This is a genomic window from uncultured Imperialibacter sp., assembly GCF_963974565.1.
GTDB classification, from domain to species: domain Bacteria; phylum Bacteroidota; class Bacteroidia; order Cytophagales; family Cyclobacteriaceae; genus Imperialibacter; species Imperialibacter roseus.
In genome coordinates, this window is sequence record NZ_CAXBCJ010000003.1 from 75,996 (window position 1) to 98,979 (window position 22,984).

The window sequence follows — 22,984 nt, forward strand, 5'->3', positions numbered from 1 at the left end:
TTATTGATTGACTAATGATTTGATATTTCCCTCTGATTTAAGGAGTTGGAGTTCTGATAATCTGTATTGCAAAAGGGCAGATGCATAGCCTAGCTGAGCGTCTGTGAGTGCTGTTTCTGCGTCGAGCAAATCGGACAACGAAGTGACTCCCTCGCTATAAGTCTGCTGGCCTTCGTTGTATACTTCCTGCGCCAGGGCTACGTTTTCCTGCTGAGCCAGAAGGCTTTCTCTGCTTGTTCTGATGGTGTTCAAAGCATTAGCTCTTTGCAGGTTCAACATTTTTTCGGTTGACCTCTTGTCTTCCTGTACTTTTAGCAGATGGATTTTTGACTGCTGAATCTGGGCGTCCTTTCTAAACCCATCGAAAATGGGGACGCTCAGCTGAAGCCCGATTGATGCATTGTCGTACCAGTTCAGTGTGCTGTTTTCTTTCGACTTGAAGTAGTCGAAGTTGTTGCCCACGCCGTTGTAGGCGTACTGGGCTGTCAGTGCCAGGGTAGGAAAGTAGCCCGACTTGAAGCTTTTTTCTTCCAGGCTGTACAGGTGCTGCTGTGCATCGAGCAGGCGGTAGGAGGTCAGGTTAGTTACTTCCGAATCATCAGCTAACTGAACCTGACCTGGCATCTCAGCTGGGTTTAATCCTTCCAAACTAACATCCTGCTCAAGAGGAATGCCAGTGTAATACTTTAGTAAATTCTTTTGTTGCGACAGGCCATCGCTGATGCCTTGAGCCTGCGTTTTCAGGTTGGTCTGACTCACCTTCAGGCGACTCAAATCGGTTTTCTTTACAAAACCCGCATCTACCTGAAGTGCTACCAGCCGAACATTTTCTTCCAATTTTTGCAAAGTACTTTCCATTTGCTCCAACTGATGCTGGGTGATCAGCACCTGATAGTAAAGCGAGGCCACTTGCTCAATCACTTGCTCCTCAGTAAGTGACTTGCTCAGCTCATAAAATTCTTCGCTGGCCTTGGCGGCTTGAAGTCCGGTGAACACCGACTGATTGAAGATTTGCTGAGAAGCGGAGGCGGAAGCAGCAAAATTATACTGCGTGCCTATTCGCACCTGTGAAACAGTACCAGGGTTGCCGGTAAATTCGCCAGGCAAAATAAGCACGGGCAACAATAGGTTGTCAGTCAGGTTGGCGTTGCCATTGAGTTGCGGCAATGCTTGAGCCTTCACCTCCCTTACTTTTTGCTGGCCTTCCAGGATACTGAGGTCTGCTTTCCGTATCTCTACATGATGCTCAAGCGCCAGCCCAAGGATTTCCTGCAGGCTGTAATTTCCATCCGACGCAGCTTCTTGCGCCAGCACTGGTTTGGCAATCAAACTTGCTGCTACCAACCCCACACACATTATTATTCCTTTCATTTGATTCGTTTGGTTCGTTTTTAAAAGAACTAACTATATAAAATTTTTATGAATGCATTTTTTCCCACTTGTCAATAATCTTGGGCATCTCCGCAGCCAGGTACTTGTGGAAGGCCTCCAGCTTCATCAAGTCTTGAGTAAACTCAGACTGCTTGTCGTCCCTGATGGACACGCAGTCATTGATCAATGATGAAAAAGAAGAAAAGAACTCTGCCCTCTCTTTTGTCTGACCGATCCAAGGCTTAAGGTCAAGAAAGAAATATCTTTTTCTATCTCCAGAGATTGTTAAATACTTAACTAAACCCTTTTCTACGAGCTTATTGAGGGCGTTGCTTACCGAGCTTTTGCTGGCATTGACGAACTGATGAATCTCATAGAAAGTTCTACCTTTCTCATTCGAAGTCATCAGATACCCAATGAGCCTTCCCGCCACTGGAGGGTATCCGTTCTGCTCAAAGAACACGCCGACTTTCTCAACATAATCAACTCTGGCCTTTTCGTTCATGGGTGCTAAAACTTTAGTTTATTTGGTTCGGTTTCAAACGAACTATTATGCAAAGAAACGAAGTACGCTTCGGAAAGTTTCCAGTTCTTTTGAAAAAAGTTACGCAAACGATTTAAATAGATTCGGTCGATGTCTCAGTTGAAAAATTTTGCTTGAGTTAGGATGCAGTACCTGAGCCGCTTGTTACCTATTGGCGTTTAAGCAACTTCAGAAAGCGAAAAAAACTTCACATATTTGAGTGTATGTACGCTATCATCGATATTGAGACCACGGGGGGCAATGCGCAGTTTTCCAAAATCACGGAAATTGCCATTTATGTCCATGATGGCACGCAGGTTGTCGATGAATTTACTACGCTGATTAACCCCGAATGTAATATCCCCCCCTTCATCACCAAACTCACCGGCATTACCAATGAAATGGTGGAAGGTGCGCCCAGGTTTTTTGAGGTGGCCAAGAAGATTGTGGAGGTGACCGAGGGTAAAATATTTGTCGCACACAATGTCAACTTCGATTATGGATTTGTGAGGCATGAGTTCAAGCGCCTGGGGTACGAGTTTAAGCGGGACACACTTTGCACTGTTAAGCTCAGCAGGAAGATATTGCCGGGCAAGGCAAGCTACAGCCTGGGAAACCTCTGCAAAAGCCTGGGTATTGAAATAGAAAACAGGCACAGGGCTGGGGGTGACGCCTTCGCCACCGTGAAGCTGATAGAGATTCTACTCCAGGCAGACAAGGGAGCAGTTTTCAACAAATTTTTGGAAGCCGGTGTGGGCATTGGCAAGGTCAATGAGTTTCTTACCTGGGAGGAAATTTCCAGTTTGCCAGAAAACCCAGGCGTCTACTACTTCCATAACCAGGCCGGTGAGGTGATTTACATAGGCAAAAGCAAGAATATCAGAAGCCGGGTTACTCAACATCTGAAGAAACCGGCTGGACTGAAAGGCAGAGAGCTGAAAAACAAGGCAGCGTCTGTCACTTTTGAAGAGACGGGCAATGAGCTGGTGGCACTTTTGCTGGAAAGTGAGGAAATCAAAAAAGTGCAGCCGATGTACAACAGGATGCAGTTGCGGAATTCCTATCGCTATGGCCTCTTTGCCGATCTTCAAATTGATGGCTATATCCATTTCAACGTGGGAAAGATTGATGGCAAAGCGGAGCCCTTTGTTGTTTGCTCCTCTGAGGACGAATCGTTGAAAGTGCTAAGACGACTGGTCAAGAGGTTTCAGTTGTGCGCCCATATTGCTGGCCTGGAAAGGCAGATGACGCCGGAGAGAGGTTGCTTTGATTATAGCTTGCAGTCATGTCAAGGGGCTTGTGTTGGCAAGGAGGAAAGCGACGTTTATAACGAGAGAGCGACTTTGGCCATGCGTTCCTGGCAATTCAAACACCCCAACTGTTTTATATTTGACAAAGGCCGTCATACGGAAGAGAAGACGATTATTTGTATAGAAAATGGCAACTATCGGGGCTTTGGCTACGCCGATGCCGACCTGCTGGGTAATAGTCCTGACCTGATCAGGGACTGCATTCAACCAAAGAAACCAAATAGAGAGGTGAACCGCCTGATTTACCACTACCTCGAAACCAAAAGGGTGGAGGCGGTGGTTGAATATTAACGACCAGCCTATTCGCAATCACTTCAATCCTCCGAACACATAATTTTTTAGCCCTCCTTCTTATCTATATCGTTTGCAGCGGGAAAAATTCCTAAATTGATGCTTGCTGAGTATTTGTGCGGGAACATTTTCTGCCAACACCTGCAAATTAATTATGAAACACCCTCAATTTATATGCTTTTGCCTGACCATTTTGCTGAGCGCTTTTGTAACAAAAGCCTCAGCGCAGGAGGTATTTGACTACGATACCGAGATTCGGCCTATGCTGGTGCAGAAGTGTATAGAATGCCACAATACTAACATGCCCAAGGCCAATGTCAACCTTGATAACTACAAGGAAAAAGCCAGGGTAGTCAAAGACGGCGCCTTTTGGCTCAAGGTACTTGAGCAAATCGAGAGCCGGGCCATGCCACCGAAGTCGAAATCACCTCTTTCCGAGGAAGACTACCGCTTGCTTGTGGATGGCATCAACGGCATTCTCCAAAACTCGCTCAAAGAACATGTGCCAGGCCAAATCGTTGTTCGCCGACTCAGCCATACCGAATATCAATACACCGTCAAAGACTTGACGGGTTACGATTTCGATGCCCGAAGCTATTTCCCCTCCGATGGTTCCGGTGGTGGTGGCTTCGACAATCAGGGAGGCTCACTTTTCATCACGCCCCTGAAACTGGAAAGGTACTACGACGCAGCAGACCTTATCCTTCAAGGGGTGGCGGAAAACGAGCAATTGTGGAGAAACATAGCGCCGGAGGAGTATGACCCCTCATGGTTGACCAGGCTAACTGTGTGGGTAAAATCACTTTTCGACGACTCCTATAATAGCAGTACACATGCTCAATTGGCGGCGGAAAAAACCATTTTCCCTTTTGCTACCAAAGCCTACCGAAGGTTTTTGAAAGATGACGAGAAAGCAAGGCTGAGCACTTTGTTCACCCAGGTGTACCAGGGCATGGACACGCTTGATAATCCGCAAAGATTCGACCAGAGCATTGCCCAGGTGTATAAGATGGTGATGGTTTCGCCTCATTTTCTGTACAGAACCGAGGAGGAGCCGCCCAACAGCAAGCCCTATTACCTCAGCGATTTTGAGATGGCCTCAAGGCTTTCTTATTTCTTGTGGTCAAGCATGCCTGACGACGAGTTATTCAGCCTGGCCTACATGGGCAAGCTACAAGATACACTTGTGCTGGAAGGCCAGGTGAAACGCATGCTCGCCGATCCAAAGGCTAAGAGATTTGCAGAAAGCTTTTCCACGCAGTGGCTAGGCATCAACAAGTTACTTGATACGCAGCCCATCGTAGACCCTGAGAAGTTTCCGGACTTTGATATGCCGCTTCGGGAGGCGCTTTACCGGGAAACAGTGGAATACTTCTACTATGTGCTGACTGACAGCAAGAACATGATGGAGCTGGTCAACAGCAATTACACGTTTCTGAACCAGAAGCTCGCCGATTTCTATGGTGTGGAGGGCAACTTTACTGATGAATACAAAAAAGTACTTTTGGCTAATGCCAACAGAGGTGGGGTAATGGGCATGGGCAGTGTGCTGACCGTTTCTTCACTACCTGTGCGCACAAGCCCTGTGCTGAGAGGAAAATATGTGATGGAACAGATCATGGGTATTTCCCCACCACCACCGCCACCAGAAGTGGCTGAGCTGGTGGAGGATGAAGGAGCGCATAGTGAACTGGGCCTTAGAAAACTACTGGAGAGGCACCGTTCAAGTCCCGGATGTTTTAGCTGCCACCAAAAAATGGATCCGCTGGGCCTTGGCCTTGAGAACTTTGATGCTACGGGCCGGTGGAGAGACAGCTACGGCAAGGCCGCTATTGATGCCTCAGGTACTTTGGCTGACGGCAGAGAGTTCAATGGGCCCGCTGAGTTAAAGGTGCTGCTGATGGACGAAAAAGAAAAAATAGCGAGAAACCTGGCGACAAAAGTGCTTTCGTATGCTTTAGGTCGTGGCACTATTTTTACAGACGAGCCAGCACTTCGAAAGCTGGAAACAGCTCTATTGGAAAATAATTTTAATCCTGATCCATTTATTGTCGAATTGGTGAAAAGCTACCCGTTCAGAATGAAAATCAATGATTTCAGGGACAAGATAAATGAAGTATTATGAGCAAGAAGTGGCAAATATCCAGAAGACGAATGCTAAAAGGGGTGGGTGCCTGCATGGCCTTACCTTTTCTCGACGCCATGGCGCTACCTGGCATGAGCTCCCCGGTTCCGTCTAAGTCCCCGTTGAGAACAGCCTTTATTGTGATGCCAAACGGCGTGCACCCTCACCACTGGACGCCGGCTGCTGTTGGCCGGGGTTATGAGTTTACCCAACAGCTGCTGCCACTCAAGCACCTGCAAGATGATTTTCTCGTGCTGGGAGAGCTGATGAATATGAATTCGCTTAGAACGGCAGACGGTCACTACACCAAAACTGCCAATCTTCTTACTTCTACCAGAATCCGGCAGACTACTGGTGACAATATCAACAGCGGAGGCGTTTCTATCGACCAGGTCATCGCCAATCACGTAGGCGGAGATACATTGTTTCCTTCGTTAGAATACGGCCTGGATCGCATTGCTACCGGCGTGGACATCAACGTGGGGCTGACGAGATTGTACGCCTCAAGTATCTCCTGGAAAACAGCAACGCAACCGCTAACCAAGGAGATCGATCCAAAGATGGCATTCGACAGATTATTTGGGAGGTATGTTCCCGGGGCGAAAATTAAAAACGATCCGTGGAAACAAAGTGTGCTCGACGCCGTGCTGGATGATGCGAAAAGCCTCAAGAGAAACCTTGGCAGGTCGGACCAGGATAAACTGACGGAATACCTGGACTCTGTTTACAGCCTGGAAAAAAGAATTTCCGACGGAGCCAATCAGGAAAAGTTTGCGGCCAACCTGACCGGCGACGTTAAAAAGGAACTGATTCGCCTGAACCAGAACATTGAAGAATATGCGGAGGTGCGCAGCGGAGTGGACGTGACAGAAAAGACCCGCATGATGCTGGACATCATGGCGCTGGCCTTCTGGAGCGACGCTTCCCGGGTAAGCACCTTTTTGTTTGGCAACTCGGTGAGCAACCGTAATTTCTCCTTCCTCCCCGGCGTAAACGACGGCCACCATTCCATTTCCCACCATATGGACGATGAGAAGAAGCTGGCGCAATATGTCAAGATCACCCAGTGGCACATGGAGCAGTACGCCTACTTCATTGAAAAGCTGAAATCGATGAAGGAAGGTGAGAGCAACGTTTTTGATAACTCCATGATCATGTTCAGCTCCGACCTGCGGGACGGCAACCGACACTCACCCCGCAACCTGCCCGTGCTTTTGGCTGGCAGGGCTGGGGGAAGAATTAAACCAGGGCAAAACCTGATCTATGAAAAAGAAACCCCTTTGGCCAATCTTTATGTAACCATGCTGGAGGCACTGAACATTGAAAAGACCAGCTTTGCCGACAGCACCGGCAAATTGGCAAACATACTGGCATAGTTAACAAGACCCTATAATTAGTTTGGCATTTGAGAGTAGAAGCATTAGTTAAGCATCCGGCGCTGGTTGTTTGTTCGTTTGTTATCGGAGTTCTTGTTTTGGGATTGCCATTTATCGGCAAAATTGAGGCGCCAGTTATCTTTTTGATGCTGGGGAGGTTCCATCCTCTCGTGCTGCATTTTCCAATTGTCCTTATTATTCTGGCTTTGATGCTGGAGCTGGCTATTAAGTTCAAATTCGTTCCCAATGCCACTGGCCTTCAGTTATCGTTGCTTGCAGCCTCCGCTTTCACGGCATTGGTTGCCATTCTGGCTGGCTATTTCCTTTTTGTTGGCGGAGAGTATTCGGGAGAGCTCATGGAGCAGCATTTTTGGGGAGCTACTGTGAGCGGGGCAGGTGTTTTTTTTGTAACCGGGCTGTATTTGCTGTCTCAGCGATTCACACCAGTTTACCCTTTCTATGTTGGACTTCTGGTGCTTACTAATCTATCAATAGGCTTCACAGGGCATATCGGAGGCTCCATCACCCATGGCAAGGACTATCTCACCGAGTACGTTCCCCTTATTTTTCAGGATGAACCAGCAGGTAATAAGACAGTAGAAGAGATGCTGGTATACGACGACATGATCAGCCCAATCTTCCAGGCCAAATGCATGAGCTGCCATAATCAGTCCCGATCAAAAGGGGGACTCATTATGAGCTCCCTGCAAAGTATTACGAAAGGAGGCGACAGTGGGCTTGCACTCATTACGCCTGAAGATTTGGATCAGAGCGAACTCGTCAACAGAGTGACGCTTCCGGCTGACCACGATGATGTAATGCCCCCGGAAGGGCAGTCACCCATGAGCGAGCAGGAAATTGAATTGCTTAAATACTGGATTACTTCTGGGGCCTCTCCGGAGCAGAAAGTGACAGCGTTACAGGCACAGCCTAGGATCGCCGGCGTAACCAATGAACTGCTTCCACAGCTGGCCAGGTACCGCCGCAAGCAGGCTATAGCCGAATTGAAATTGAAAGAGGTAACTAATGAGTTGGAAACTGTGGGCAAAAAACTGAACCTGGCCATAGAACCAGACAGCCTGGAACCGGGTCTTTTTAGCCTGAGGGTAAAATTTCCACCTGCGCCTTTCAATAATGATCAGTTCCGTGAGCTGGCGCCTTACAATGACGCTTTTAGCCGACTTTCAATCGTCTCCAGCAGTATAAATGACGATGGGCTATACCACATCAGCCAAATGACTAATGTAAAAAAGCTCTACCTCCAGAAAACAAATATTGATGGGTCAGGATTTATCTACCTGATGCAAATGCCGAACCTTGAAACACTCAACCTCTCTTTCACTAAAGTTGACGACAAGGTTGCATTGGACCTATTGAAGTTCCCAAGCCTGAAAGAAGTGTATTTGCTTGGCACCAAGTGCACGCCACAGGTGGTCGAAGCACTTAGAAAGAACAAGCCGGGATTGAAGATTCTTTTTGAAGAGGGGCCGTACTTTTAGCAAGAAGGGTGAACATCCATGCGAATGTTCACCCGGAAAAATTGTCTCGATCACTTAGGAAACACACTCTTATCAATATTAGGAATGATTTTGAGAGCGTTCTTATAGTACACTTTCTTTAGCACCTCATCCGGCAAATCTAGCCCATACATTCTCCAGAAAGCATGGTACCTTTTGTAGTAAGGAAAGTACTCATCGGCGGTTTCCAGCACTCTGAAGTAAGTGTAGTATTCTTCAGGGTTGTAAGCGTCTTTGCCAAATAAAATTCTGTCCTGATACTTGGTGAAAAATGCTTTGGCCGCTCTTGGCTGCCTGCCTAGCTCAGCGATGATGGCACCGATTTCGGTATACATATTAGGCATTTCATCCAGCAGCTTGCCAAGGGTCGCCAGGTCGTTGGCGTACCAGCCAAAGTGAGCATTGATGAAGATCGTCTTCTTGTGCTTTTTGAAAACATTGTGTTGCTCCTGAATAATTTGCTCCCAGGGAACCGGGTCAGTAGCCGAGCGCTTACGGTTCGGGTGTGTTTTTAACTCAAGCCACCGCTCGTTATTTTCATCATAGTCGTCCCAGAACGACTTTGGATCGGCAGAGTGGATCAGCACGGGTATTCCCAGCTCACCACATTTCGCCCAAACCGGGTCGATTCTTGGGTCGTCTACAGCTACTCTTTTTCCGGAACCATCAGTCACGCTGAAACCCAGGCTTTTGTAAATTTTCAACCCATTAGCACCCGCTTTCACATCTTCTTCAAGAGAAGCCGCAGCTTTTTTGCCCCATTCAGGGTCGTCGATGCCTGTGAAATCAAGGTTGGTGAAGATAATGAACCTGCTGGGCGAGTTTTTCTTTACGTTGTCCAGCACTTCCAGCAGGTAGCCCCGGCTTCCCCGACCTCTTCCACTCAAATTGACCATCACGCCCATGTTCAGGTCGTCCATTTCCTTCACCAAAGGAGCAAGATCCTGTTGATTCATCCTGAATTGGTGATTGTGGACATCAACAAATGGATACTTCGATTTTGTCAACGGGTGTTCCGGCACCACGAGTGTTGATGGGGGATCATATTTCTCCCAGTCCATGATCATTTCCGTATCCACTTTTTGTGCCGAAGCTTGCGAGAAAACAAAGAGACCAGAGGCAACGGTAAGTAAGAGTTTCTTCATGAGATAGATTTTATAGCATAACTAATTACGAAAGATTGAAAGGCCGGGGCATAACAGCTTATAGGAACGGTATTTAGAGAGTGTGAACTTAGCCGTTTTGAAACTTCGGTGCAAAAGATTATTTTTGTTATATTACTAATAGTTAGTATAACAACAATATACCCATTATGAACATTTTAGATCATTCTCATCAAAACACCATTGAGGCACCGGAGGACTTTTTGCCACTTTTGGGCACCGACTATCTGGAGCTTTATGTTGGTAATGCTTTGCAGGCAGCTCACTATTACAAAACTGCCTTTGGCTTTCAGTCGCTGGCTTTTTGCGGGCTGGAGACAGGTGTGAAGGACAGGACTTCCTATGTGCTGGTGCAGGACAAAATACGCCTGGTGCTGACAACCCCCTTAAAGGCAGATACCGAAATCGGCAGACACATTGATAAGCATGGAGATGGCGTGAAGGTGGTAGCACTTTGGGTGGAAGACGCAGCTAAAGCTTTCGAAGAAACAACGGCAAGGGGAGCAAAGCCATTCATGGAGCCGCAAGTTGAAAAGGACGAAAATGGCGAGGTGGTTCGCTCAGGCATTTATACTTATGGAGACACTGTTCACATTTTTGTGGAAAGGAAAAACTATTCTGGCGTTTTTCTGCCGGGCTTTAAGCTATGGAAGAGCAGCTACAACCCTAAACCCATTGGCTTAAAATATGTTGACCACATGGTGGGCAATGTAGGCTGGGGGGAAATGAATCAGTGGGTCGATTTTTATGCCAACGTGATGGGATTTGCTCAGCTGGTGTCTTTCGATGACAAGGACATTTCTACAGAATACACTGCGCTGATGAGCAAAGTAATGAGCAATGGCAATGGAAGGGTAAAGTTCCCGATCAATGAGCCAGCCGACGGTGCGAAAAAATCGCAGGTGGAGGAGTACCTGGATTTCTATAACGGGTCAGGCATTCAGCACATAGCCGTAGCCACTGATGATATCATTGAAACGGTTACTCAGCTTCAGAACAGAGGAGTCGAGTTTCTAAATGTGCCTACTACCTACTACGATGACCTGCTCGACAGGGTAGGCCATATTGATGAAGATTTGGAACCTTTGAAGAAACTCGGGATCCTTGTCGACAGAGACGATGAGGGGTATTTATTGCAGATATTCACCAAGCCTGTAGAGCCAAGACCGACGATGTTTTTTGAGATCATCCAAAGAAAAGGGGCCAGGTCGTTTGGAAAAGGAAACTTCAAGGCATTATTTGAAGCTATAGAGCGAGAACAAGAGCTAAGGGGGACATTGTAGTTCCCCTACAATTGCCGATACATGCAGAATAAATATGGATTTCTTATTGAAGTAGCCTCCCGCCAAATAAAGCAAGCATTGCAGCGAAAATTGCAACTTTCGGGAGCAGACTTAACGGTTGACCAGTGGGTGGTTCTCGATCAACTATCCGAAGGCCCCAAGTCACAGGTAGCGGTTGTAGAAGCGGTGTACAAAGACCCTCCAACTGTCACCCGTATCATAGACTTGCTTGGACAAAAGGGCCTTGTGGTGAGAAAAGCCGACCCCAATGACAGGAGGAAATTCAGCGTGGGATTAACTGCTGAAGGAGAGGCGCTTATTTCGCAACTCAGACCGGTAGTGGATGACTTTCGAAACCAGGGTTGGGAAGGCCTGAACGAAGAAGACTATGTGCATTTGCATCGTATCATGACCAAAATAGTTCATAACTTCGAGATAGCATCCGCAGCTACACTCATGGATGCCACTGCTATTTCTAATGACAAAGCCGCCTGAGATTTGAGGGTAATATATTCAAACATAGCCCGTTAATTAGGCAGTGTTATGTATAATTATAATCTTTGGTGTATGAAGTATTTTGGTGTAATCGTCTTTTTGTTTTTTCTCAGCTGGGGGGCCTCCGCCCAATCGTCAAGGGAAGTAAATACTGCCCAGAAGCAAGGTTCGCAGTACAACTCCACTCAAAAGATAAAGAAGGTAAAGAAGAAAAAGAAGAGCAAGAAGGACCAGCTTATCGAAGAATACGAGGAGCGGATGAAAGACAATGCCAAGGCCTACAAAAAAGCTTCCAAGGAGATGGAAAAGCCTCAGTATTCCGATCAGTCCTACTTCGGACACAAGAAGCCGCCTAAGAAAAGGCCCCTAGGCAAACGTAAATTTTGCAAGGAATGCGGAATTGTCCATTAATTATATTGCTCTAAAATATTCCAGTCCTGATGATAGCCCATGCAGCACATAGCCAGGTGCATTGAGCATACACTTTTACGCCCGACACTGTCCGACAAAGACATTGACCAATTGGTGTCGGAAGCAAAAACCCATGGCTTCTGTGGAGTATGTGTGCCGCCCTTTTGGGTGAAAAGAGCGCAGCGGGAAATAGGCTCCGCCGATATTCAGCTCGTAACGGTTGTGGGCTTTCCGCTGGGCTACCAGATGACTGAAACTAAACTCGAAGAGGCCAGGCTGGCGTTGAGGGACGGGGCCACAGAAATAGACATGGTAATGAACATTTCTGCTTTCAAAATGAACCACCCCTGGTTCAAAATTGATTTGGCCAAAGTGACGAAGCTGGCTCATGAGCAAGAGGCCATACTGAAGGTGATCATTGAAACGGCCTACCTCACCGACGAGGAAATAGTGAAGGCTGCAACTATTGCCAAAGATGCTGGCGCCGACTATGTTAAAACCAGCACCGGCTTTGCAGGCGCTGGGGCAAAGGCTGAGCATATCAAGCTACTCAGAGAAATATTGCCATCGCATGTGGGCATTAAGGCGTCGGGCGGTATCAAAACTTTGGCTCAAACGCTGGAGCTGATCAATGCAGGCGCCGACCGGATTGGCACTTCGTCTGGGGTGGCTATTGTCAGCGAGCTTTCAAACCCCTCCTGAAATTCGTTCTCATTTATTTGCATAAGGCTGTTTGATTTTTGAATTGGAATTTTCATTTTTCAATCCTAAACCGGCAATTGTCAGATGGTCTGTTATCAAATACGTGTGGTGGGCAAAGTGCAGGGTGTCTTTTACAGAGCCAGCACTAAAACCGTGGCCGACGAATTGGGCGTGAAAGGATGGGTGAAGAATGAGTTGGACGGAAGCGTATTGATAGAAGCTGAGGGCACCAAGGACAAATTGATCGATTTAATGGCCTGGTGCAAAAAGGGACCTCTGCACGCCAAAGTTGACAGTATAGAACGCACTGAGGTTGACTTGAAGCATCACAACGTATTTTTGATCCGGCATTAGGCTACTTTCATGGGCACTATGCCACGTAGTTTGTGCACCCGCACTTCAAATTGGCTATTTAAAAACACCCTCAGCCGGTTTTCTGCAAGTTCGCCTTGTCTCCTGTTCTTACAAAAAACAGTGGCAGCCAGCACAGCTTTAAGAAACTGAGGGTTTTGACCAAATTCGGTGCACCAGATTACAAAACGCTCAGTCCATTCCCTGGAATACTTTTCGAAGTGGCTGCTGCCATCCCAAATGAGCTCAAGCTGGTTGTTGCCATATTTGTACCTGTAGATTCCACACAGAGAAGTGTAGAACGTATGGAGATAGATGAGCTGATTTTTCTCGTAGCTTTCGATCCGCAGCGAGGTGTCATCGTTGAGCCCCAACGGATTATAAACCTGCTGATAGGCACTTTTTGAAATTGATATCAGCTCCGTGAGAAGGTCGGCTTCCAGATGGGCCTGGGCTTGCTTTAATATAAGGTTTTTGTCGTAGGGGAAAAAGCGGTGATCTGTCAACTCCATATGGGCACAAATATAAGCTTTTGAATTTTTACTGCACCAAAAAAGTAGAATTAGAACACGAAAAAATGGAGAACGCTAAAACGGTTCCTGACTGTTTTGCTATTTTATTTTCCACACCTTATCTTAACAATTAATTAACATCCCCTTAATTTTTCAGTCGGCAATAGCGGTCTGGCTATGCGCCGTGAATGTAGAAATTCTTGACTTAAGTTGACCGGCCAGAAGGTTCGGGTCAATTTATCTTTGGCAACACCACTTTATAGCAGGTTTTTATATTAAAGAAACTGATCTGATCAAAAGAATAATTGGAATCTAAAGCATTGTTTAACAAGGCGTTTTGGGATTAATCTTTCGTTAAAATTTAATTTCATTCATATCGAAAAGTTAACGTTTTCATGCTGGTCTGAAAACAAGTATCCTTTAGCTTTGCACCATATTTTATCGACCGTAAAATTTATTTAACAACCAAAAAAACAAATTATGAGGCGAATTTTACAATTGGCTCTTACCCTGTTGATTACGGCTTCGTTTTCGACGGTATTCGGGCAAGGCACCACCACTTCTGCGCTTAACGGGCAGGTAGTGGATGCAAACGGAAGTGCTCTGCCGGGTGCTACTGTTCTTGCTGTGCATACACCTACTGGATCGCAGTATGGTAATGTTTCAGATGTGGAAGGCTACTTCCGTATTTCTGGAATGCAGGTAGGCGGACCTTACACCGTGACCATTTCATTTGTAGGCTACAAGCCCTACCAGCAGTCTGGCGTATTCCTTACGCTGGGACAAACTTTCAGAATCAAGGCGGTTTTGGAGGAAGAAAGCACGCAACTCGAAGGCGTGGAGATCATCGCCAGTGCCAATGATGTGTTCGACGGCAACAAAACAGGCCAGTCGACGATTATTGATGAGGAGTCGATAAATGAATTGCCTACAGTTTCCAGATCTCTTGTGGATTTCACAAGACTCAATCCGCTGGTTAATACCCAGGGTGATGCAATCGAGATTGCAGGAATGAATAATCGCTACAATGCTATCTACATAGATGGTGCTGTGAACAATGATGTATTTGGTCTTGCTTCAAGTGGTACCAACGGAGGCCAAACAGGTGTTTCTCCCATTTCAATAGATGCCATTGAGCAGTTTCAGGTATCGGTGGCACCATTCGATGTTACACAGTCAGGCTTTGCTGGGGGATCGATAAATGCGGTCACCAGAAGCGGAACCAACGAGTTTGAGGGATCAGCATACTATTTTTTCAGAAACCAGAATCTGGCAGGTAAGACGCCTACTGAAGATGCAGATGCAGAAAGAACTAAGCTAGCAGACTTTACTGCCAAAACTTATGGCTTTCGTGTGGGCGGGCCTATCGTTAAGAATAAAGTGTTCTTCTTTGCAAATGCGGAAATGCAGCGAGACGAAACTCCTCAGCCATTTAACGCTTCCAGCTATATTGGTGATGCATCTACTGCAGATATTCAGGCACTGGTAAACAAGCTTAAAAGCGATTATGGCTACGACCCGGGCACTTACACCAACAACGCTGCGACTTTGAACAGCGATAAGTTCCTTGCCAAGATAGACTGGAACCTGAGTCAAAACCACAAACTGTCGGTTCGCCATTCATATGTGAAGGCGGAGAACCTTCAGGCAAACCGTTCCAACTCAAGCACCATCAACTTCGAGAATGGCTCTGTGTTCTTCCCATCTACCACCAACTCAACTGCACTGGAATTGAAGAGCAACTTTGGGGGTAATATGTCGAATCATCTGACTATTGGCGCAACGTTTGTTAATGATGACAGAGACCCTGCAGGAGCTTCTTTCCCTTATGTTGGGATAAACGACGGCGATGGATTTATTCAGTTTGGTAGTGAGCAATTCTCTACAGCCAATCAGTTGAAGCAAGATGTAATTACTGTGACAGATAATTTCCAAATCTTCAAAGGAAAGCACACTTTCACAATTGGTACACACAACGAATTCTACAAGACTTATAACTTATTCATTCGCCAGGCTTTCGGAGCATATCAATACGATAGCCTATCAGGTTTTATGAATGATTTGAATGCAAGGCAGTTTGACGTCAGCTATTCTCTGGTTGATGATGTGGTTGGTGATGGATCAGCCGGTGCTGCTGAGTTCACAGGAATGCAACTTGGTGTATATGGTCAGGACGAATTCCAGGCTAGCGATAAGCTTAAGCTGACTCTGGGTCTCCGTGTGGATATTCCCATCTTCAATGACAACACACTGGAGAACGCAGATTTTAACTCAAATGCTGTTTCAGCAATTGAAGCACAAGGATATGACTTGAAAGGCGCAAAGACGGGTGAATTCATCGGTGCCTCTGTATTGTTTGCTCCACGCTTCGGGTTTAACTACGACGTAACTGGCGACAGATCTACCCAACTCCGTGGAGGCGCAGGTATTTTCAATAGCCGCATTCCTTTGGTTTGGCCAGGTGGCGCTTACAATAACAATGGTCTGACCGTTGGCGGGGACAGAAGCTTCAATGTGCCGTTCAATCCAAATTGGGATGAGCAGCCACGTAATGTTGCACCAGGCCAGGGAGCTCCGTCAGGACAAATCGACTTGTTTGCCTCTGACTTCAAACTTCCTCAGGTGTTCAAAGTTAACGTAGGGGTTGACCAAAAACTTCCCTGGGGTATGGTTGGTTCGTTTGAGGCACTGTTTTCTAAGTTTCTTAACAACGTGTTCTACCAAAACTTGAACATCAAGCCTTCTACCACCAGACTGACTGGTTCGCCCGACGACAGAATCTTGTACAACAGGAGAGACGCCGTAGATGGAACTTACACAGGTATCTACCTTGGAAGCAACACAAGCAAGGGGTACACTTACAACCTTGCTGCATCGGTGAGTAAGCCCTTCTCAAATGGATTTACCACCACCTTGTCGTATACCTGGAACGATGCTTTCTCAGTCTATGATGGCACATCCTCTCAAAATTCGTCTCAGTGGAGAGGTTTGCACTCTGTAAATGGTAGAAACTTCTTCGATGAAGCACCACGCTCTGATTTCTCAATGGGATCCAGGGTAATTGCCCAGGTGTCATATAGAAAAGAATACTTTGGCTTCGGCGCTTCGCAAATCTCGTTGTTCTATAATGGTCAGTCTGGTAGGGTCTACTCTTATATTTACAATGATTCAGGCAACTTGACCAACGAGGACTCAAGAGAAAGAAGCTTGGTTTATATTCCAGCTACTCAAAATGACATCAACCTTGTTGACTATACATCTGGGGGCACTACAGTAACAGCGGCTCAACAGTGGAGCGATTTGGACGCATTTATCAAGTCCGATAAATATCTGAGTGAGCATAGAGGAGAATATGCTGACAGAAATCAGAGCAGATCACCCTTTGAGGGAGTAGTTGACTTCAGATTCCTGCAAGATTTCTATATCCAAACTGCATCCGGAAAAAGAAATACGCTTCAGGTGTCTCTTGACATTTTTAACCTAACCAACCTTGTTAACAAGGATTGGGGGAGAAGATATTTTGTAAGCGACGGCGGCAATTTCCAGAGTGCGGAGCTTCTTAACTTCCAGTCATTCCAGGCCGACGGTACAACTCCTACATTCACTTACAGAAAAGGCGCCGACTACCAACCATGGCAAATCGATGACTCTGGTTTCCAGAGCTCTCGCTGGCAGATGCAGATTGGTGTTAGATATATATTTAAATAATTTACTTCATAATTTGATACAGAAAAGAGGCTCGCCAGAGCCTCTTTTTTTTGTCTTCACGGCTGTTGAAAAATGGAGTGGCCAAAAGAGATTTCTTTGAGTTTGTCAGTAACCGTTTTACTCAGCTCAGTTTTGCATGTTTCTCGAAGAGGCAAACAGACCTTTCCACTTTTCAAGGGGCCATCCATAAGCGGTTACAATTTAGTTACGCTTTAAAGCCATTTATTTACCCTTCAACCCGTTTGCCACAAACAATGAACAAATTGTAATGCACCCCGTTTTTTGGGTGTAATTTTGTCATTTCCGAAAAAATAGAAATCCGCCCTAACGGATCATTCTATCAACCAAACGTATGAAGAAAACTGTAAGAAGGGTACTATTTTATGTAATGGTATTGGTTGTTTTAGTCTACCTGGCCGACCGCAAGTTTCATTTTATTTCAAAGGGAGAGGAGGTCGCTCAGGCTGAGACACGATCTTCAGGAGGATCCCTGCCAGTTACAGCCACCATCATCAAGCCAGAGCCGCTTGATGACAAACTGATTATTACAGGTGCGCTTATTGCTAACGAGGCCGTTGAGATTGCCTCTGAGGTGTCAGGTGTGGTGCAAAAAATTTATTTCAAAGAGGGATCCCGGGTAAAAAAGGGAGACCTGCTGCTGACCTTAAATACCGAAGACCAGGAGGCCCAGCTGGAGAAGTTGAAATTCTCGAAGAAGCTGAGAGAGACCAGCGAATATCGCCAGCGTCAGCTGCTTGAAAAGGAAGCGATTAGTCAGGAGGAATATGACGTGGCATTGACAGAGTTAAATACCGCCTCCGCCGACATCAAAGTACTGGAAGCTCAAATTGCAAAAAGCAAGATCAGGGCACCTTTCAATGGTACCATTGGCTTGAGGTACATTAGCGATGGAGCTTTCATCAACTCAAGCTCCCGAATTGCAAGTTTAATAAACATCAACCCCATCAAGGTAGAGTTCTCCATTCCCGGAAAGTATGGAACAGTGATAAATGATGGAGACCCTATTTTCTTCACAACCGACGCTTCTGAGAAGACATATCAGGGTACCGTTTACGCTGTTGAGCCACAAATTGACCAGGCTACCAGAACCATGAGGATCAGGGCAACCAGCGACAATTCGAAAGGAGAACTGTTTCCTGGGTTGTTTACCAGGGTGGAGGTAGTATTGAACCACAAAGACAATGCTTTGATGGTGCCGTCTATAGCGGTCGTGAATGACCTTGCTGGGCACAAAGTGTTCCTTGAAAGAGGAGGAAAAGTGGTTGAGCAGCCCGTTACCATTGGTATACGTACTGCCAACAGCATAGAAATAATTGAGGGCATTAAGGAAGGCGACACAGTGATCACTTCAGGTTTACTGCAAATCCGCCCGAATTCAGTGGTGGAGATCACCGATTTTAACTAAAACATTAAAACTATGGCAGGTCTATCCAATATCAGTATTAACAGACCCGTGCTGGCGGTGGTAATGTCCATCATTATCATCATTTTTGGCATCATAGGATTCAATTTTCTGGGCATCAGAGAGTATCCTAGTGTTGACCCACCTATTATTTCGGTAAGCACCTCTTATACCGGAGCCAATGCGAGCATCATAGAGTCGCAAATCACCGAGCCCTTGGAAGAATCGATCAATGGAATTGCCGGCATCAAAAGCCTTACGTCAACAAGTAGGGATGGAGCCAGTTCTATCAGGGTTGAGTTTGACCTGGAAATTGACCTGGAAGCAGCCGCCAACGATGTTAGAGACCGGGTGTCGAGAGCGACCCGAAACCTCCCGCCCGACTGTGATCCACCGTCGGTGAGAAAAGCGGATGCTGATGCCATGCCGCTGGTTTTTTTGAATGTGAAAAGTGACAAAAGAACCCTTTTGGGCCTTTCCGATGTAGCAGAGAATATTTTTAAGGAGCGACTTCAGACTATAAAAGGAGTGGCAGCCGTCCAGATTTGGGGCGAGCGTCGCTATTCCATGAGACTTTGGATGGATCCCGCCAAGCTGGCAGCCTACTCGCTCACGCCATTGGAGGTCTTGAATGCAGTGACACGGGACAACGTCGAACTTCCTTCGGGGCTGGTAGAAGGCACAAACATGGAACTTACTGTGAGAACCATGGGCAGGATTTCCACACCGGAAGAATTCAACCAGCTTATCGTCAAAGAGGATGACAACAACGTTGTGCGTTTTCAGGATGTTGGGAGAGCCGAACTGGGACCAGAAAACAACCGGACCATACTCAAAAGAGACGGTGTACCTATGGTTGGCGTTGTGCTTCAGGCGCAGCCCGGAACTAATATCATAGAGATTGTAGACGAGTTTTACAGAAGGCTGGAGTTTATCAAGAAGGATCTCCCCGCCGATATTGAACTCGGGATAGGCTTCGATGTGACTGAGTATGTGAGGAAATCTATCACAGAGGTGCAGGAGACTATTTTCATGGCCTTTGTGCTGGTGGTGTTGATTATTTTCGCCTTCCTGCGTGATTGGCGAACTACGCTAATTCCTGTTGCCACCATCCCAATATCGCTGATAGGCACTTTCTTCATCATGTACCTTGCGGGCTTCACCATCAACGTCCTGACACTCCTGGGCATCGTGCTGTCGATAGGGCTCGTGGTGGATGACACGATTGTGGTGCTGGAAAATATTTACACTAAGATAGAAGATGGGATGTCGCCGCTGGAGGCCGGGCTTAAGGGCTCGACGGAGATATTCTTCGCCGTTATTTCCACCACCGTGGCGTTGGTGGCAGTGTTCATGCCTGTTGTATTTCTCGATGGCCTCACAGGCCGACTCTTCAGGGAGTTTGGGATCGTCGTGGCCGGAGCGGTAATAATATCGTCGTTTGTTGCCCTTACACTTACGCCAATGCTCTCTACCAAAATTCTTAAGAAAAGAGAGAAGAAGCAGTGGTTGTACAGTGTAACCGAACCTTTTTTCGATTGGATGAACGAGGGCTACAACAAATCGCTCGAAAACTTTATGGCCCGCAAATGGCTTGCTTTGGTCGTTCTTGTTCTTTCTTTTGGAGGCATTTATCTGCTAGGTAATAATATCCAAAGCGAGCTATCTCCCATGGAAGACAGAGGTGAGTTCAGGATCAACAGCACCGGGCCCGAGGGTGCCACCTTCGAGTACATGGACGCCTACCTTGATAAGATGCTTGCGTTGATCAGTGAGGCAGTGCCGGAAAAAGAGGCACTCATTAGCATGACCAGCCCCAGCTTTGGATCATCGGGCTCCGTGAATTCTGGAAATGTGAGGGTGATGATGGTTGATCCGTCGGAGCGAACCAGATCGCAGCAAGAGGTAGTAGATGCCATTAGCCCTCTGGTGATGAGAATGACGGAGGCCCGTTCTTTTGTTTCTCAAAGCCAGTCGATAGGGAATAGAAGAGGGGGACTACCTGTGCAATACGTAATACAGGCAACTACCATTGAAAAATTGAAAGAAGTGCTGCCAGCCTTTGTGGATGCGGCAAGTGCCGACGAGCATTTTAATTTCGTTGACCTTGACTTGAAGTTTACCAAGCCAGAGATCAACATAGAAATAGATCGTGACAAGGCCCGTAGTTTGAATGTATCGATTCGGGACGTCGCCCAGACACTGCAGCTTGGCTTGAGCGGCTCCAGATTTGGTTATTTCATCAAAGACGGAAAGCAGTACCAAATAATAGGCCAGGTGGACAGAGAAGATCGCAACGACCCACTCGACCTGAAGGCACTTTATGTGAAGAACCAGGTAGGAGATCTTATTCAGATGGACAACTTGGTAAAGATTACGGAGCAAAGCACGCCACCGCAACTCTATCGGTACAACAGATTTGTGTCAGCAACGGTATCAGCGTCGTTGGTGCCTGGTTATACCATCAAGGATGGTATTGATGCCATGGATGCCATAGCAGCGAAAGTGCTGGATGGCACCTTTCAAACCGAGTTATCGGGCCCTTCTGCAGAGTTCAGAGACTCTTCTTCAAGCTTGTACTTCGCTTTTATATTCGCTCTTATTTTGATTTACCTGGTGCTGGCGGCTCAGTTTGAAAGCTTCAGAGACCCATTTATCATTATGCTTACTGTGCCCATGGCAATTGCAGGGGCATTTCTATCGCTATGGTATTTTGACCAGACACTCAACATATTCAGCCAGATAGGTATTATCATGCTGATAGGTTTGGTAACAAAGAATGGTATCCTGATTGTGGAATTTGCCAACCAACGCAAAGCTCATGACATGGCCGTGGAAGAAGCCATAGTTGGTGCGGCACAGCAACGATTCCGCCCTATTCTGATGACCAGCCTGTCGACCATTCTGGGTATTCTGCCGATTGCTTTGGCACTTGGTGCAGGCTCTGAAAGCCGTGTGTCAATGGGTATCGCCATCATTGGAGGGCTACTATTTGCAACAATACTCACCCTATATGTAATACCTGCCATGTATGTCTACATCTCTGGCAAGGAAAAAAGAATGGCTAGATTTTAATTTTCAAATAATAATATGAATAAAGTGAGGATTGTGTTTTTCGTTCTGGGTGCGCTGCTGCTATCAGAGAGTTTATTTTCTCAGGACATAATGAGCCTGCCGGAAGCGGTCAGGATAGCACTTGAAAACAACTACGACATTAAAATAGCTGACAATACCAGAGAAATTTCTGAAAATGATGTCACACGTGGAAATGCTGGGTTTTTACCTACCGTTGGAGTCACTGCATTTAAGAACTTTGCATCCAATGACACTTATCAGGAGCGAAACGATGCAAATAGGACAATAGTTGATATCCAGGGGGCAAAGTCGGAACAGGCTAGTATTGGTGCCTCATTTAACTGGGTTGTTTTCGACGGATTAGGAATGTTTTATGCTTACGACAGACTGGGCCAGCAGAACGAAGCCAGCAACTTGCTGATGAAGGTAACTATGGAGAACACTGTGGCTGAAGTGCTCTCCACTTACTATACTGTTGCCCTCGAAGTGGAGCGAATCAAGGTGCTAAACAACTCGTTGCAGCTTTCAGAGAGACGACTTGAAATAGCACAGAATAAATATGAAATAGGCAAAGCCAGTAAAGTTGAGTTTCTCGCTGCTCAGGTCGATTTCAATACCGACAAAACTTTACTGATCAATGAGGAACAGCTGCTATACCAGGCCAAGGTAGACCTTAATAGAGTGCTGGCAAGAGATGTCGAGGCAAATGTCGAAGTTGACCAAACAATTGACATCAACGAAAATTTGGTTTTGGGCGAACTGCTTGAATCGGCAAACATGAAGAATCCTTCTTTACTTCAGTCGCAAAGGCAGTTGAACATGGCTCACCTGCAAATGAGGGAATTGAAAAGTGATAGATTCCCAATAGTCTCCCTAACTACAGCATATTCTAAGGGCAATAGCAGCTCGCAGGTTGGCTTTGCTGCTTTGACACGTACAAATGGCTTTAATTATGGCGTTACAGCCAGTCTCAACATCTTTAATGGCTTCAACGTTAACCGTCGTGTACAAAATGCCAAAGTGCAAATGGAGACAGCCGAATACACGATAGCTGACTTAAGACTGTCCCTGGAAGCCGATATCAACAAAATGTACAATCGGTACGTAACCAGCCTTGATCTTATTAATATCGAAAGGCAGAACCTCGAGGTTGCCAGGGAAAACGAAAGTATTGCCTTAGAAAGGTATCAGTTGGGTAATTATACTCCACTGGAGCTAAGAGAAGCCCAAATCAATGCTGTGCAGGCCGAGAGCCGTCTAATCAATGCTGCGTTCTCCACAAAGCTGGCTGAAATTGAGCTGCTTCGGCTAAGCGGAAGCCTGATCACGACATTCTCTGAGTAGGTAG

Annotated in this window: 17 protein-coding genes; 13 read left to right on the forward strand and 4 right to left on the reverse strand. The window is 46.4% G+C overall.

Annotation, left to right across the window (positions count from 1 at the left end):
- Nucleotides 1-1,371, reverse strand: a complete 1,371-nt coding sequence (locus tag AAC052_RS05355; protein WP_339811537.1) for a TolC family protein — start codon at nt 1,369-1,371, stop codon at nt 1-3.
- 46 nt (nt 1,372-1,417) lie between these two features.
- Complete coding sequence (locus tag AAC052_RS05360; RefSeq protein WP_152000758.1) at nt 1,418-1,876, reverse strand: MarR family transcriptional regulator; 459 nt, start codon at nt 1,874-1,876, stop codon at nt 1,418-1,420.
- A 242-nt stretch (nt 1,877-2,118) separates the two neighbouring features.
- On the opposite strand from AAC052_RS05360, the gene AAC052_RS05365 reads away from it, so the two are divergent.
- From AAC052_RS05365 to AAC052_RS05380, 4 genes are all read left to right on the forward strand, one after another.
- On the forward strand, nt 2,119-3,495 hold the full coding sequence (locus tag AAC052_RS05365; RefSeq protein ID WP_339811540.1) for an exonuclease domain-containing protein: 1,377 nt from the start codon (nt 2,119-2,121) through the stop codon (nt 3,493-3,495).
- A gap of 154 nt (nt 3,496-3,649) precedes the next feature.
- Nucleotides 3,650-5,620: a DUF1592 domain-containing protein gene (locus AAC052_RS05370; RefSeq protein WP_339811542.1), complete on the forward strand. Its 1,971-nt coding sequence runs from the start codon at nt 3,650-3,652 to the stop codon at nt 5,618-5,620.
- Nucleotides 5,617-6,996 (forward strand): DUF1552 domain-containing protein, encoded by a 1,380-nt coding sequence (locus AAC052_RS05375; protein ID WP_317488575.1) that lies wholly within the window; start codon nt 5,617-5,619, stop codon nt 6,994-6,996. Before AAC052_RS05370 ends, AAC052_RS05375 begins: the two co-directional genes overlap by 4 nt.
- Nucleotides 6,997-7,025: 29 nt before the next feature.
- Complete coding sequence (locus tag AAC052_RS05380; protein ID WP_339811545.1) at nt 7,026-8,495, forward strand: c-type cytochrome domain-containing protein; 1,470 nt, start codon at nt 7,026-7,028, stop codon at nt 8,493-8,495.
- Nucleotides 8,496-8,545: 50 nt separating this feature from the next.
- Here AAC052_RS05380 and AAC052_RS05385 read toward each other — a convergent pair whose 3' ends face one another.
- Entirely contained in the window at nt 8,546-9,658 is a 1,113-nt protein-coding gene (locus AAC052_RS05385; RefSeq protein WP_317488573.1) for an amidohydrolase family protein, read from the reverse strand.
- 167 nt (nt 9,659-9,825) lie between these two features.
- Between AAC052_RS05385 and hppD the strand changes: the two genes are divergently transcribed.
- From hppD to AAC052_RS05410, 5 genes are all read left to right on the forward strand, one after another.
- Nucleotides 9,826-10,959, forward strand: coding sequence for a 4-hydroxyphenylpyruvate dioxygenase (hppD, locus tag AAC052_RS05390; protein WP_339811548.1), 1,134 nt, complete (start codon nt 9,826-9,828; stop codon nt 10,957-10,959).
- A 21-nt stretch (nt 10,960-10,980) separates the two neighbouring features.
- A complete protein-coding gene (locus AAC052_RS05395) occupies nt 10,981-11,454 on the forward strand; it encodes a MarR family transcriptional regulator (RefSeq protein ID WP_339811550.1) in 474 nt (157 codons plus the stop codon).
- 72 nt (nt 11,455-11,526) lie between these two features.
- Nucleotides 11,527-11,865 (forward strand): hypothetical protein, encoded by a 339-nt coding sequence (locus AAC052_RS05400; RefSeq protein ID WP_339811553.1) that lies wholly within the window; start codon nt 11,527-11,529, stop codon nt 11,863-11,865.
- A 39-nt stretch (nt 11,866-11,904) separates the two neighbouring features.
- Nucleotides 11,905-12,567 (forward strand): deoxyribose-phosphate aldolase, encoded by a 663-nt coding sequence (gene deoC, locus AAC052_RS05405; protein WP_339811556.1) that lies wholly within the window; start codon nt 11,905-11,907, stop codon nt 12,565-12,567.
- 84 nt (nt 12,568-12,651) lie between these two features.
- Complete coding sequence (locus AAC052_RS05410; RefSeq protein WP_152000746.1) at nt 12,652-12,921, forward strand: acylphosphatase; 270 nt, start codon at nt 12,652-12,654, stop codon at nt 12,919-12,921.
- Here the strand turns inward: AAC052_RS05410 and AAC052_RS05415 are convergent.
- Complete coding sequence (locus AAC052_RS05415; protein ID WP_339811557.1) at nt 12,918-13,430, reverse strand: hypothetical protein; 513 nt, start codon at nt 13,428-13,430, stop codon at nt 12,918-12,920. The genes AAC052_RS05410 and AAC052_RS05415 overlap by 4 nt on opposite strands.
- A gap of 480 nt (nt 13,431-13,910) precedes the next feature.
- On the opposite strand from AAC052_RS05415, the gene AAC052_RS05420 reads away from it, so the two are divergent.
- From AAC052_RS05420 to AAC052_RS05435, 4 genes are all read left to right on the forward strand, one after another.
- The gene (locus tag AAC052_RS05420) at nt 13,911-17,138 is read left to right on the forward strand and encodes a TonB-dependent receptor (RefSeq protein WP_339811559.1); all 3,228 of its coding nucleotides are present in this window, start codon (nt 13,911-13,913) and stop codon (nt 17,136-17,138) included.
- Nucleotides 17,139-17,490: 352 nt separating this feature from the next.
- Complete coding sequence (locus tag AAC052_RS05425; RefSeq protein WP_317488566.1) at nt 17,491-18,564, forward strand: efflux RND transporter periplasmic adaptor subunit; 1,074 nt, start codon at nt 17,491-17,493, stop codon at nt 18,562-18,564.
- Between the two features lie 12 nt (nt 18,565-18,576).
- Complete coding sequence (locus AAC052_RS05430) at nt 18,577-21,636, forward strand: efflux RND transporter permease subunit (protein WP_317488565.1); 3,060 nt, start codon at nt 18,577-18,579, stop codon at nt 21,634-21,636.
- 15 nt (nt 21,637-21,651) lie between these two features.
- On the forward strand, nt 21,652-22,980 hold the full coding sequence (locus tag AAC052_RS05435; RefSeq protein ID WP_339811560.1) for a TolC family protein: 1,329 nt from the start codon (nt 21,652-21,654) through the stop codon (nt 22,978-22,980).
- Nucleotides 22,981-22,984 lie beyond the last annotated feature (4 nt).

What these genes read in the sequence shown, in the direction of transcription:
- AAC052_RS05355 (WP_339811537.1), bottom strand. Translation starts at nt 1,371, where the DNA reads ATGAAAGGAATAATAATGTGTGTGGGGTTGGTAGCAGCAAGTTTGATT.
- AAC052_RS05360 (WP_152000758.1), bottom strand. Translation starts at nt 1,876, where the DNA reads ATGAACGAAAAGGCCAGAGTTGATTATGTTGAGAAAGTCGGCGTGTTC.
- AAC052_RS05365 (WP_339811540.1), top strand. Translation starts at nt 2,119, where the DNA reads ATGTACGCTATCATCGATATTGAGACCACGGGGGGCAATGCGCAGTTT.
- AAC052_RS05370 (WP_339811542.1), top strand. Translation starts at nt 3,650, where the DNA reads ATGAAACACCCTCAATTTATATGCTTTTGCCTGACCATTTTGCTGAGC.
- AAC052_RS05375 (WP_317488575.1), top strand. Translation starts at nt 5,617, where the DNA reads ATGAGCAAGAAGTGGCAAATATCCAGAAGACGAATGCTAAAAGGGGTG.
- AAC052_RS05385 (WP_317488573.1), bottom strand. Translation starts at nt 9,658, where the DNA reads ATGAAGAAACTCTTACTTACCGTTGCCTCTGGTCTCTTTGTTTTCTCG.
- hppD (WP_339811548.1), top strand. Translation starts at nt 9,826, where the DNA reads ATGAACATTTTAGATCATTCTCATCAAAACACCATTGAGGCACCGGAG.
- AAC052_RS05395 (WP_339811550.1), top strand. Translation starts at nt 10,981, where the DNA reads ATGCAGAATAAATATGGATTTCTTATTGAAGTAGCCTCCCGCCAAATA.
- AAC052_RS05400 (WP_339811553.1), top strand. Translation starts at nt 11,527, where the DNA reads ATGAAGTATTTTGGTGTAATCGTCTTTTTGTTTTTTCTCAGCTGGGGG.
- deoC (WP_339811556.1), top strand. Translation starts at nt 11,905, where the DNA reads ATGCAGCACATAGCCAGGTGCATTGAGCATACACTTTTACGCCCGACA.
- AAC052_RS05410 (WP_152000746.1), top strand. Translation starts at nt 12,652, where the DNA reads ATGGTCTGTTATCAAATACGTGTGGTGGGCAAAGTGCAGGGTGTCTTT.
- AAC052_RS05415 (WP_339811557.1), bottom strand. Translation starts at nt 13,430, where the DNA reads ATGGAGTTGACAGATCACCGCTTTTTCCCCTACGACAAAAACCTTATA.
- AAC052_RS05420 (WP_339811559.1), top strand. Translation starts at nt 13,911, where the DNA reads ATGAGGCGAATTTTACAATTGGCTCTTACCCTGTTGATTACGGCTTCG.
- AAC052_RS05425 (WP_317488566.1), top strand. Translation starts at nt 17,491, where the DNA reads ATGAAGAAAACTGTAAGAAGGGTACTATTTTATGTAATGGTATTGGTT.
- AAC052_RS05430 (WP_317488565.1), top strand. Translation starts at nt 18,577, where the DNA reads ATGGCAGGTCTATCCAATATCAGTATTAACAGACCCGTGCTGGCGGTG.
- AAC052_RS05435 (WP_339811560.1), top strand. Translation starts at nt 21,652, where the DNA reads ATGAATAAAGTGAGGATTGTGTTTTTCGTTCTGGGTGCGCTGCTGCTA.